We start from the raw sequence: 11,720 nt of genomic DNA, 5'->3' as shown, positions 1-11,720 counted from the left end.
TCTAATTTCTAACCTCTAATTTCTAACCTCTAATTTCTAACCTCTAATTTCTAACCTCTAATTTCTAACCTCTAATTTCTAACCTCTAATTTCTAACCTCTAACTTTAAATCACATGAACATCAATTTTTCAAAAAGCGCCCACGGATTAATTCCAGCCATTATTCAAGATAGTGAAACCAAAGCAGTTTTAATGCTAGGTTATATGAACGAAGAGGCTTTCGCCAAAACACAAGAAACAAAAAAAGTAACTTTTTATAGTCGCTCTAAACAACGTCTTTGGACCAAAGGAGAAGAAAGCGGAAACTTCTTAAACTTAGTAAGTATCAAGAACGATTGTGATAACGATACGTTGCTGATTCAAGTGCAGCCTGTTGGACCAACTTGTCATAATGGGACTGATACCTGTTGGGCAGAAGAAAACCAACCGAATTATGGTTTTATTTCGACTTTGGAACAAACCATCAAAACCCGTCGTGAAAATGCCGACGCCGAAAAAAGTTATGTGGCTTCTTTATTTGAAAAAGGAATCAATAAAATAGCTCAAAAAGTAGGCGAGGAAGCCGTAGAAGTGGTAATCGAAGCCAAAGACGATAACGATGATTTGTTTTTGAGCGAAAGTGCAGATTTACTTTTTCATTACCTTATTTTATTACAAGCCAAAGGTTTTCAAATGAATGATGTCATTGAAGTTTTGAAGAAAAGACAGAAATAAAAGTAGTTTTTTTAGGTTTCAAATATAAAATAAGTCCATAGTAAGAGATCAAATGTTACATACATTTGTTGCTAACTCATTGTAATTGAAAGACATAATAAAAAAAATATTTTTATTAAAATATGTTTGTTCAAATTAAATAAAGTTGTATATTTGCCATGCGAATACGGGGTGTAGCGTAGCTCGGTTATCGCGCCTGCTTTGGGAGCAGGAGGCCGCAGGTTCGAATCCTGCCACCCCGACAAAACCTGTTAAATTTTATTTAACCGGTTTTATTTTTTTAAAATATCAGAAAGTTCAAATAACCAAATTCAAATCCATTTTGTTACTTTTTTTGGATTATAATGGTTTATTTTTTCAAACAATTCTTCAATATTATTGCATATTAAAAGCATATCTTTATTTTCAGGTTTTAATAAACCATTGTTTGCTATATTTTGAATAAAATTAATTAGGCCATCATAAAAGCCATTGAGATTTAAAAGCGCTATTGGTTTTTGATGCAAACCTAATTGTGCCCATGTGAGCATTTCAAAAGTTTCCTCAATTGTGCCAAATCCTCCTGGTAAAGCAACAAAGGCATCACTCAATTCAAACATTTTGGCTTTTCGTTCGTGCATGGTTTTTACTTCAATAAGTTTTGTTAAATTATTGTGAGCTATTTCTTTTGATTTTAAAAAAATAGGTAATACACCTATTACTTTTCCACCATTATCTAATACACCATGAGCTATGGCTCCCATTAATCCTACATTTGCACCTCCATATACCAATTCGATGTTTTGTTGAGCTAAATATTTTCCTAATAATGTTGCTTGAATTTCATAATTAGTATTTGTTCCTGTGCTTGAGCCGCAAAAAATACAGATTCTTTTCATTTCATTTTTTTTTTGATATTCAAAAATAAGTATTAATTGTGAAATAATTTGCTTGTTATGAAATGATTTTGATTTTTTTTTAGAAAATGATATTAAAAATACGAATGACTTGTTTGCTTTAAAATCATAAAACATTTGTAATTATTATTTTATTTATAATAATTTAATTACAAATAAAAATTAAAATTGGGTGCAATGTAGGTGGGATGATTGGTGTGTGATAGACAATTGATTGAAATTTCAATATAAAAAATAGGATTTATATTTTATAATTCAATTAATAATGTAATTTTACGGTTTAAATTAAATTTGAACAAATGGCAACAATAGAAAAAGTAAAATGTTTGATCATTGGTTCGGGGCCAGCAGGTTATACGGCTGCGATTTATGCTTCGAGAGCCAATTTGAATCCCGTATTGTATCAGGGAATGCAACCAGGCGGGCAATTGACAACAACCAATGAGGTTGAAAATTTTCCAGGTTATGTGGATGGTGTAACAGGGCCTGAAATGATGTTGCAATTACAAGCTCAGGCTAAACGATTTGGGGCTGATATCCGAGATGGATGGGCCACGAAAGTCGATTTTTCGGGAGGGTTACACAAAGTTTGGATTAATGATACGGTAGCATTGCATTGCGAAACGGTGATTATTTCTACTGGAGCTTCGGCAAAATACTTGGGTTTGCCATCGGAGCAGCATTATTTGCAACTGGGTGGTGGTGTTTCTGCATGTGCGGTTTGCGATGGATTTTTTTATAGAAATCAGGAGGTAGTAATTGTTGGTGCAGGCGATTCTGCTTGTGAAGAGGCACATTACTTGTCTAAATTGTGTAAAAAAGTAACCATGTTGCTAAGAAGTGAAAAATTTAGAGCTTCGAAAATCATGGAGGAACGTGTAAGAAAAACAGAAAACATTACAATTTTAATGCATCATGATACGGTAGAGGTTCAGGGCGATGGTCAAGTTGTAACGTCGATTTTGGCCAAAAATAAAACAACAAACGAGTTGGTTACAATACCAGCCACAGGTTTTTTTGTTGCTATTGGACATCAACCGAACACTGCTATTTTTAAAGATTTTATTGATTTGGACGAAACGGGTTATATAAAAAATATTGCGGGAAGTTCAAAAACCAATGTAGCAGGTGTTTTTGTGGCAGGTGATGCAGCAGATCATGTGTATAGACAAGCGATAACTGCTGCAGGTACAGGATGTATGGCGGCATTGGATGCTGAACGTTATTTAGCATCATTATAAATAGTAAAAAAGTTAATATTATTATCTAAAATTTAAGTAATGTCGGTAATTATTATTAAAAATATAAACTTTTTTATTTAAAAAATGTAATTATTTGTAAATTTTACTTAAATTAAAAATTATATATTTTACTTACAAAGTATAAATACTAAATCCTTGTCAAAATTTATAGTTTTGACAAGGATTTTGAAAAAAATCTATAAGCACAAAATGAATTAATTGAAAATTTACTTAAAAAAAATTATTATTTGAATCAAAATTCATGTATAATTAATAATACTGTTTTGTTTCTAATTTTATTTTGTAGTTTTTTTGATTAATTTAGCATTGTCAGCAAATCTTTTTAAATCTATTTTTGGATCGCCATAAATTTCAATTTCTGAACTTCCAGTGACCTCTATTGTAAGTTGATTAGCCGTTTGGATACTGGCTTTTGAATCACCTTCGGCAAGGATATTGGTATTTTTAACCAATAATTTTTTTGCTTTCAGGTTTGTATCTGCGTCTAATCTTAATATAAAATCTGAAATTTCGCCTTCTACGTTAGCTTCGGCTTTTTGATATAAATCAAATTTTAAATTTTGACTTACTAAATTTCCTTTTAATTCGGCCGATTTGCTGGCTTCTATAGTCATGTTTTCTGATTTAGAGTGCAGCTCTGTTTCAGATTTATCACTTAAGTTTAAAGTTACATTTTTGCAATCGATATTCAAATTGAGTTTAGATTCATCAATTGCTTTGATGTAAATTTCTGGCAATTCTATACGGGCATTTGCAGTTACATTAGCCTCGTTTTTGACAAGAATTTGTTTTAATGAAGCGGTATAATTCAATCTGATTAAGCACTTTTTTGAACTTGAAATGTCTTTTTTGAGGCCTAATTTTAGTGTTTTGCCATTGATTTCGGCAATAATAATTTCGTGTAAGTTGTCATCAGCTTCAATATCTAGGCTAGGACTTATCCCTTTAACGATGGTAATTTCTAATGCGTCGCCAATTTCTACATTTTCAAAATCGGTAAGCGTTTTGGAGGCGATGGTTACATTTTTTGATCCTTTGATTTTTTCTTTTTGTTGGGCCATTGCTATGCAAGTTGCAAAAGCCAAAAGGATTGCATACAGTTTTTTCATTTGATTATTTATTTAAATTATTTTTATCAAAAATATAAAAAAAAATCAAATAATGTTTTAAAATCAAAAAAATGACTTGTAGAGTCCCTTTTTTTTATTTAAGTAAAACTTTATGTTCATGTAATACTTTAAGTAATTACTTTGTATGATGGCTGTATTAATGGTACAGGCTAAACAAGTTAGTTGCCTCATTATAAGCACTTTCAAAACTCATTGGGTTTAAATTGGTATAGGCTTTTTGTGTTGTAAAATAGGATAATAATTTTTCAGTTGGCATATTTCCAGTCAAATGATCGGTTGCCATAGGACAGCCACCAAAACCTTGAATAGCCCCATCAAAACGGTTACAACCCGATATGTAAGCGGCATTTACTTTTTCAAACCATTTGTCGGGCGTGGTATGAAGGTGTGCTCCGAATTCGATATTGGGGTATTTTGGTATTAAATTGGAAAATAAATATTGAATAACTTCTGGAGTTGAGCTGCCAATTGTGTCTGACAATGATAAAATTGGAACTCCCATAGCAGATAATTTGTCTGTCCATTCGCTTACAATTTCTACATTCCAGGGGTCGCCATACGGATTTCCGAATCCCATAGACAAATAGGCAACAACAGTTTTATTATTTTGGTGTGCAATATTTAAAATTTCTTGTAAAGTTATTAAGCTTTCTGAAATTGTTTTGTGAGTATTTCGCATTTGAAAATTCTCGGAAATTGAGAAAGGAAATCCAAGATACTGAATTTCAGGAAATTGAGCTGCTGCAATAGCCCCTTGTGTATTGGCAATAATAGCAAGTAATTTACTATTAGTTTGCGACAAATCCAATTGCGACAATACGGTAGCAGTGTCTTGCATTTGTGGAATGGCTTTTGGCGATACAAAACTTCCAAAATCGATAGTGTCAAAACCTACACGAAGTAATGATTGCAAATAGGCTACTTTTTCAGTAGTAGGAATAAAAGGTTTGATGCCTTGCATTGCATCTCGAGGACATTCGATTATTTTGACTATTTTTGACAATGCTACAATTTTTAAATTTCCTAAATTTTGGCATAAAAATAATACTTATTTATTGATTTATCAAATTTTTAGGCAAAAAATTATTTTTTGTTTAATAAAGCGTTGTTGATTTGCTTTATTAAAGCAGGCCCCTCATATATAAATCCAGTATATAGCTGTACCAAACTGGCTCCAGCTTCGAGTTTTTCAAGTGCATCAGCAGCAGAATGAATGCCACCAACACCTATAATTGGAAATGATTTATTGCTTTTTTCTGATAAAAAACGAATAACTTCGGTTGCTCTATCTCTTAAAGGTTTTCCTGATAAACCACCATTTTCATGTCTATTTTCTGAAGTTAATCCGTCTCTAGCAATGGTAGTATTAGTAGCTATTACGCCTGCAATTTGTGTTTCTTGTACTATTTCAATAATGTCTATCAATTGTTCGTTTGATAAATCGGGAGCAATTTTTAGTACAATAGGTTTGTGGTTTTGATGTTGCAATGGGTTTTTTTCCAATTGTAATAATAGCTTTTTTAGAGGTTCTTTTTCTTGTAAGGCCCTCAAATTTGGAGTATTTGGCGAACTCACATTTACCACAAAATAATCTACATACGGAAAAAGGGCTTCAAAGCATATTTCATAATCTGTATTGGCTTCTTCGTTTGAAGTCAATTTATTTTTTCCAATATTGCCGCCAATTAGCACTCCTTTATTTTTTTTTAATCTTGAAACGGCTTCCAAAACTCCTCCGTTATTGAATCCCATTCTATTGATGATGGCTTGGTCTGACTGAAGTCTGAATAATCGTTTTTTTGGATTGCCCTCTTGCGGTTTTGGTGTGAGTGTCCCAATTTCTATAAATCCAAATCCAAATTGTGATAATTCTTGATATAGTTTGGCATCTTTGTCAAATCCAGCAGCTAAACCCACAGGATTTTTGAATTTTAATCCAAAAACGGTTCGTTCTAATTTTGGATTTTCTACTTGATACTTCCACTTGACAAACGTTGTAAAACCTGGTATTTTTGAAAAAAAACGGATGCATGAAAAAGTAAAATGGTGTACTTTTTCTGGATCGAACTTAAAAAGTATTGGTCTTATAATAGATTGATACATACAAAAAATTTATCGGGCAAAAGTAATAAATATTTTGGTAACATTATTTTTTTTGGCTTTAATTATTGTATTTTGAGTAGGTTCATTTATAATTTTTTTGTAATATAAAAACACATTTTCAATAAATTTAATCTATTTTTACTCTAAAGTTAAGGCTCCTAATATTTCTTCATGCAAAAATGGGCCACCAGGATGTTTGGCGGTATAATCTAAATTAACCCATATTTGCCCTCGCTCATCTTTATGAAAATGTATTTTTTTGTCAAAACTTTCGGAATTAAATAATATTTTTTTTATTAAATAATTGATGTTTTCTAAATCTATATTGTTGCCAATTAAAATTTCGGGGTACACATGTCCTCCTGTATGGATGATGCGTGGAATGGCACCAATTGATTTGATACTGGCGGCCATCAAAACCGAATAATCATCGCAATCACCAGAAAAATACAACAAGGACTCGCTTGCTTTAGCAATATAATCATGCCCTTTGGGGTCGCTCACATATTGCCATTGGCTGTTAATTTCTTTAAATACAGCAAAACTTTGAATAGTGGTGCGGTATTTTGAATAGCCTTTAATATTTTTAAAATTTTTATTAATGGCTTTCATTGCAAAATTTCTAACTTTTGGATTTTCAAATTCAACTGCTGCAATTATTTTATTTTTATTTGGAAAAGGTAATAATTTTTCTATTATTATATCTTGTGGATACGGATTTTCATTCATTGAATATAAAATAGATTGGTAATCTTCATATACACTTTCAAAACCATAACTGCCAAATAATGTTCCATAAATTAAAGCAATTATGTAAAAAAAAATACTAATGAATGTAATTTTTCTCATTGCTCTTAAAATCAATTGAAAAACTACAAGTATAAGTATAAATAATAAAATTCTGTCTAAATTATAATATCCTTCAAACGAAATTGTATTTTGATGGACAATAATAAATACAGGTATAGCTATCAATATATTTAATAAAAAAATAATGATATTATCCCAAGGTTTAGGTACCTTGAGTTGGTTTATGATTTGGTTATACTTGTCTTGGGTGGATAGGTTCATTGTATTTTAAAAAAGCTAAATGGCTTTAATAATTTCAGCAAATGTACCTTTTTTATTGATAATATGTAATGCTACTAATTGATTTTGAATAGAATTTAACATTTCTGGTGCTATTTGTTTGTCTGACCAATTGGTAATTTTTAACCATTCAGCAACATCTGTTTGTTGCAATGAAAATTTTTCAGCTATTATTTGATCTATATTAGGAATTAATTTGAATTTTGAAGAAACATTGTTAATAATATTTAAAATTATATTTATAATTTCAGTATTTTTATCTAAAAAATTATCGGTTACTGCAATTACAAAACTGGGCCATGGAGTAGGGCAGTCTCCTAATCGTCTGAAAATTCCATTATCTACAAGTGGTTTTGTCATATAATGTTCCCACATAAAATAATCTGCTTTTTCCTCTATTAAAGCTTTTACTGCACCGTCCATCGTATGAACAATTTCAAATTGCAAAGTATCAATGGGCCAATGTTGTTCCTTTGCATGTACATACGTCATCAATTCAGACCCAGATCCTTTTCTTGAAATGGCAGCTCTAGTTTGGTATAAATCTGAAATGGTTTGAAATTTGGACGATGCAGACACATGAATACCCCATAAAAGGGGCGAATCCACATAAATTTGAACAATTTTTGAACAATTACCGGCTACAATATCTTTTATGATACCTTCTGTAAGTATTATAGCAATATCTGTTTCGTTATGGCGTAGCATTTCACATAATTTTCCTGTTCCTTCTGGCACAGAAGTCCATTCTAAGTCTATTTGGTGTTGTTCAAATTGTCCTTCGGAAATACTTTTTTGCCATGGAAAATTAAAATGCTCTGGAACTCCTGCAATTTTTACTTTTTTCATTTTAAAACTACTGTTTGTTTTGTATTATTCTATAAAACTATTAACTTTTTCGTACCAATTCCAAACTACGTTATTTTCGGTGTAAGCAAAAGTATGCTGCATTCCTATTTTCTTCAGCACCTGATTTGAGGCTGCATTTTCCAATTGTGCTGCAGCTTTTATGATATTGATTTTCATGGTTTTAAATCCATATTCCATCCATGCTTTTGAGGCTTCGGTCGCATAACCCTTACCCCAATTTGGCTCTGATAATCGATAGCCAATATCATAAAAATGGATTTGTTCTTGCACTTCTTCGGAATTCCATTTCAGTCCAGCCCAACCTATAAATTCCATAGTTTCTTTCAAAACAACGGCATATCTACCAATATGATACTCTACATATTGTTGCCTAACATAAGTAATGGTGTCCAAAGTTTCTTGGATGTGGCATACAGGTTTGTTCCAAAGGTATTGGTGCACTTTTGGATTTTTGTCCATTTCAAACATCGCAGGAGCATCATCTAATGCTAAAGGTCTTAAAATTAGCCTATTGGTTTCAATTATTGGCATATTTTTATGCTGTTATTTTATTTAAAGTATATTCAATTAATTGATCTACTGCGGCTAACGGATCTTCACTAAAAGTTCCCGAAGCTCTATTGGCAATAATAGCATTTAACGAAAGGGCATGATGGCCTAACAATGCAGACAAGCCATAAATAGCGGTTGTTTCCATTTCCATGTTTGTAATTTGAAAATTTTCATACAAAAAATGATCCATCTTTGTATTCAAATGTTCATCTTGTATTGGCAATCTTAAAATCCTTCCTTGTGGCCCATAAAACCCACCACATGTTGCCGTTATTCCTTTGAAAATATTTTCAGATTCAATTTTTTTTTCTAATTTTTCTGAACATTCAATCACATAAGGACGTCCTTTTTTGCTATCCCATTGTGTTTGTTGAATGAAGGCTTCTTCATAATCTAGCCTAGAAACGGCACTTATTTGATACGATCGCAACATATTATCTAGTCCTATACCCAATTTTGACATCACAAAACTACCAACGGGTATGTTTGCATGTAACGATCCTGAGGTACCTATTCTAATGATATTCAACGAGGTTAATTCAGGTTTTATAGTCCTTGTTTGTAAATCAATATTTACTAAAGCATCCAATTCATTCATTACAATATCTATATTATCTGGACCAATTCCTGTGGACAATACAGTAATTCTTTTGCCTTTATACCAACCTGTTTGGGTTTTGAATTCTCTTTTTTGTTGTGTAAATTCTATACTGTCAAACAAGCATGTGATTTTTTCAACCCTATCTTGATCGCCCACAAATATAATGTCATTTGCAATATTTTCTGGTTTCAAATTCAAATGATACACGCTACCATCTGCATTAAGTATAAGTTCCGATTGTGCAATCATAATATGTATAATGTATTAAATTAATAGTCTATTAGCCACCAACACGTTTTACTTTAAATCCTTTTTCTTTCAAAAAATTCATAATTTTATCCCGATAATCTCCTTGTATAATGATGGCTTCATCCTTAAAAGTGCCACCTACACTCAACATTGTTTTCAATTCTTTAGCTAATATTTTAAAGTCGGCAGCAGCCCCTGTATAGCCTTCAATAATTGTTGTTGCTTTCCCTTTTCGTTTTTCATACTTACAAATTATGGGTTCTTTTTGAATAAAAAGGCTGATGTTTTCTTCAATATCTTCCGTTTTTGTTTCGCTTTCAACATGTTCTGGAAACAATTTTTTCAATTGGTCTTGCAAGTCCATATAGTTTCAATTGGTGTTACATTATATTTTGGGTTTCATAAGTCTTTTCAACACTTACTATATTTTGAGCTAAAAAATTTTGCAAATGTAGGGTATTCAAATGCTGATGAAAATGCGATTCGTCATCAAAACATTCCATTACAACCATTTTTCTAGGATTGTCCTTCATTTGATGTATTTCAAACGAAAGGCAACCCAATTCTAGTAGGGTTGCTTCTCGTAAATTTTTTAAAGCCTCAAGCGCTACTTCAATTGGTACAGTTTCATTAATTTGCAAAATGGCATTTGTATAAAACAATTTTTTGTAGGATTTAGATTCTATTAAATCCCAAAGATTACCATACAAATCCTCAAAAACAGCCACTTTACCATAATTTTCATCTTTTGGTTGCCTTATAATTTTTATATTATTTTTTAGTAAATTTTGATAAAAAATATCAAAATTATCAGTATATAAAAACAAAAAAACCCTACCACCAGCTTGGTTACCAATATTTTTTTTTTGATTATCGTTTGAAGCCTTGGCCAACAATAGGGCAGTACCCTTTGCATATTTTGGTCTAATTAAAACCCACCTTTTTTCAGCTGTAAGTGGAGTATCTTCTATCAATTCAAAACCTAATTTTTGAGTATAAAAAGCAATCGCTTCATCATAATCTTGTACTACAATAGCAACATGAGCAATGTAATTGTGCATATATATTTATTTTTTCAACAGTCCTAATTCAATCAATCGTTCATTCAAATAATCACCCGCAGTAATGTCTTCAAATTGTTTCGGATGGGCCTCGTCTATACATTTTTCCAAACAATTCAAAGGCATATCACTCACCGGATGCATAAAAAACGGGATAGAATATCTAGACGTACCCCACAACGCTCTTGGCGGATTTACCACTTGGTGTATCGTAGATTTCAATTTATTATTGGTATGCCTACTCAACATATCGCCAACATTTATCATCAATTCATCTGGAGCTGCCATGGCATCTAGCCAAACCCCCGCATGATTCTGAACCTGTAGCCCCTTGCCCTGAGCCCCCATCAATAAAGTAATCAAGTTTATATCTCCGTGTGCAGCAGCCCTCACAGCACCATCTTTTGGCTCATCCGTTATCGGCGGATAATGTATAGGCCTCAAAATACTATTACCATCCTTTATAAAAGCATCAAAATAATATTCATCCAATCCCACATGCAAGGCTAAAGCTCGTAGTACATAAATACCTGTTTTTTCAAGCATTTTATATGCTTCTTTACCAATTGTATTAAAATTTTTCAATTCTGCAACTTCAACATTCGGTGGATATGCTTCACTATATTTTGAACCCTCCGCCACATACTGACCAAAATGCCAAAACTCTTTCAAATCTCCAGCAGATCTTCCTTTGGCATGCTCTTTCCCAAACGATACATAACCCCGCTGCCCTCCAATGCCTGGAATCTCATATTTTTCTTTGACTTCTATTGGAAGCGAAAAAAAATTTCTAACTTCTTCATACAAATTGTTTACCAATTCGTCATCTAAAAAATGACCTTTTAAAGCTACGAAACCTATATTTTCGTAAGCATTTCCGATTTCATTTACAAACTTTTGTTTACGTTTCGGATCTTCCGAAAGGAAATCACGCAAATCAACACTTGGAATCTGTTGCATAATACGATACTTAATTTATTTTTTTTATTCTTAAAAGATAAGCAAATATAATAGATTTTATTTTAATTTTTCAAATAATATCTCCAAAATCTTGTGAAAATATCAATTTAAAAACCCAACACCATGGGTATATTGTCCAAAACAATACCCATTTTTTCTAATAAGAAGCATCATGTTCAGGCATTTTCACCATGGCCTGTTCCCGCCATTCGCTTTATCTTTTTGTTTTTAAA

The 11,720-nt window shown here is 32.0% G+C and carries 13 protein-coding genes and 1 tRNA gene; 3 read left to right on the top strand and 11 right to left on the bottom strand.

Annotated features, from left to right (window positions below):
• Nucleotides 1-114: 114 nt before the first annotated feature.
• Nucleotides 115-714: a bifunctional phosphoribosyl-AMP cyclohydrolase/phosphoribosyl-ATP diphosphatase HisIE gene (gene hisIE / locus B0A58_RS12570; protein WP_089081350.1), complete on the top strand. Its 600-nt coding sequence runs from the start codon at nucleotides 115-117 to the stop codon at nucleotides 712-714.
• Between the two features lie 167 nt (nucleotides 715-881).
• Nucleotides 882-956: transfer RNA gene (locus B0A58_RS12565), tRNA-Pro, on the top strand.
• A 69-nt stretch (nucleotides 957-1,025) separates the two neighbouring features.
• Here the strand turns inward: B0A58_RS12565 and B0A58_RS12560 are convergent.
• Nucleotides 1,026-1,592 carry an LOG family protein gene (locus B0A58_RS12560; protein WP_089081351.1) on the bottom strand — a complete coding sequence of 189 codons (567 nt, stop codon included), beginning with the start codon at nucleotides 1,590-1,592 and terminating at the stop codon, nucleotides 1,026-1,028.
• A 317-nt stretch (nucleotides 1,593-1,909) separates the two neighbouring features.
• Between B0A58_RS12560 and trxB the strand changes: the two genes are divergently transcribed.
• A complete protein-coding gene (gene trxB, locus B0A58_RS12555) occupies nucleotides 1,910-2,851 on the top strand; it encodes a thioredoxin-disulfide reductase (protein ID WP_089081349.1) in 942 nt (313 codons plus the stop codon).
• Between the two features lie 296 nt (nucleotides 2,852-3,147).
• On the opposite strand, the gene B0A58_RS12550 is transcribed toward trxB, so the two are convergent.
• The 10 genes from B0A58_RS12550 to B0A58_RS12505 form a co-directional block, all read right to left on the bottom strand.
• Nucleotides 3,148-3,981: a GIN domain-containing protein gene (locus tag B0A58_RS12550; RefSeq protein ID WP_089081348.1), complete on the bottom strand. Its 834-nt coding sequence runs from the start codon at nucleotides 3,979-3,981 to the stop codon at nucleotides 3,148-3,150.
• Between the two features lie 157 nt (nucleotides 3,982-4,138).
• A complete protein-coding gene (locus B0A58_RS12545; RefSeq protein WP_089081347.1) occupies nucleotides 4,139-5,005 on the bottom strand; it encodes a beta/alpha barrel domain-containing protein in 867 nt (288 codons plus the stop codon).
• Nucleotides 5,006-5,085: 80 nt separating this feature from the next.
• Nucleotides 5,086-6,105, bottom strand: coding sequence for a quinone-dependent dihydroorotate dehydrogenase (locus tag B0A58_RS12540; protein WP_089081346.1), 1,020 nt, complete (start codon nucleotides 6,103-6,105; stop codon nucleotides 5,086-5,088).
• Between the two features lie 138 nt (nucleotides 6,106-6,243).
• Nucleotides 6,244-7,176 (bottom strand): transglutaminase, encoded by a 933-nt coding sequence (locus tag B0A58_RS12535; protein WP_089081345.1) that lies wholly within the window; start codon nucleotides 7,174-7,176, stop codon nucleotides 6,244-6,246.
• Nucleotides 7,177-7,191: 15 nt separating this feature from the next.
• Complete coding sequence (locus B0A58_RS12530; protein WP_089081344.1) at nucleotides 7,192-8,043, bottom strand: substrate-binding domain-containing protein; 852 nt, start codon at nucleotides 8,041-8,043, stop codon at nucleotides 7,192-7,194.
• 24 nt (nucleotides 8,044-8,067) lie between these two features.
• On the bottom strand, nucleotides 8,068-8,595 hold the full coding sequence (locus B0A58_RS12525) for a GNAT family N-acetyltransferase (protein ID WP_089081343.1): 528 nt from the start codon (nucleotides 8,593-8,595) through the stop codon (nucleotides 8,068-8,070).
• A 4-nt stretch (nucleotides 8,596-8,599) separates the two neighbouring features.
• Nucleotides 8,600-9,466 carry a nucleoside phosphorylase gene (locus tag B0A58_RS12520; RefSeq protein WP_089081342.1) on the bottom strand — a complete coding sequence of 289 codons (867 nt, stop codon included), beginning with the start codon at nucleotides 9,464-9,466 and terminating at the stop codon, nucleotides 8,600-8,602.
• Between the two features lie 31 nt (nucleotides 9,467-9,497).
• Nucleotides 9,498-9,830: a translation initiation factor gene (locus tag B0A58_RS12515; protein WP_014084164.1), complete on the bottom strand. Its 333-nt coding sequence runs from the start codon at nucleotides 9,828-9,830 to the stop codon at nucleotides 9,498-9,500.
• Nucleotides 9,831-9,846: 16 nt separating this feature from the next.
• A complete protein-coding gene (locus B0A58_RS12510) occupies nucleotides 9,847-10,527 on the bottom strand; it encodes a VOC family protein (protein WP_089081341.1) in 681 nt (226 codons plus the stop codon).
• Between the two features lie 6 nt (nucleotides 10,528-10,533).
• Nucleotides 10,534-11,487 carry an isopenicillin N synthase family dioxygenase gene (locus tag B0A58_RS12505; protein WP_089081340.1) on the bottom strand — a complete coding sequence of 318 codons (954 nt, stop codon included), beginning with the start codon at nucleotides 11,485-11,487 and terminating at the stop codon, nucleotides 10,534-10,536.
• Nucleotides 11,488-11,720 lie beyond the last annotated feature (233 nt).

Origin of the sequence: Flavobacterium branchiophilum NBRC 15030 = ATCC 35035 (assembly GCF_002217205.1) — a bacterium.
Classification (GTDB): domain Bacteria; phylum Bacteroidota; class Bacteroidia; order Flavobacteriales; family Flavobacteriaceae; genus Flavobacterium; species Flavobacterium branchiophilum.
Note: the sequence above shows the minus strand (reverse complement) of the source record. Positions and strands in the feature narration are given on the sequence as shown.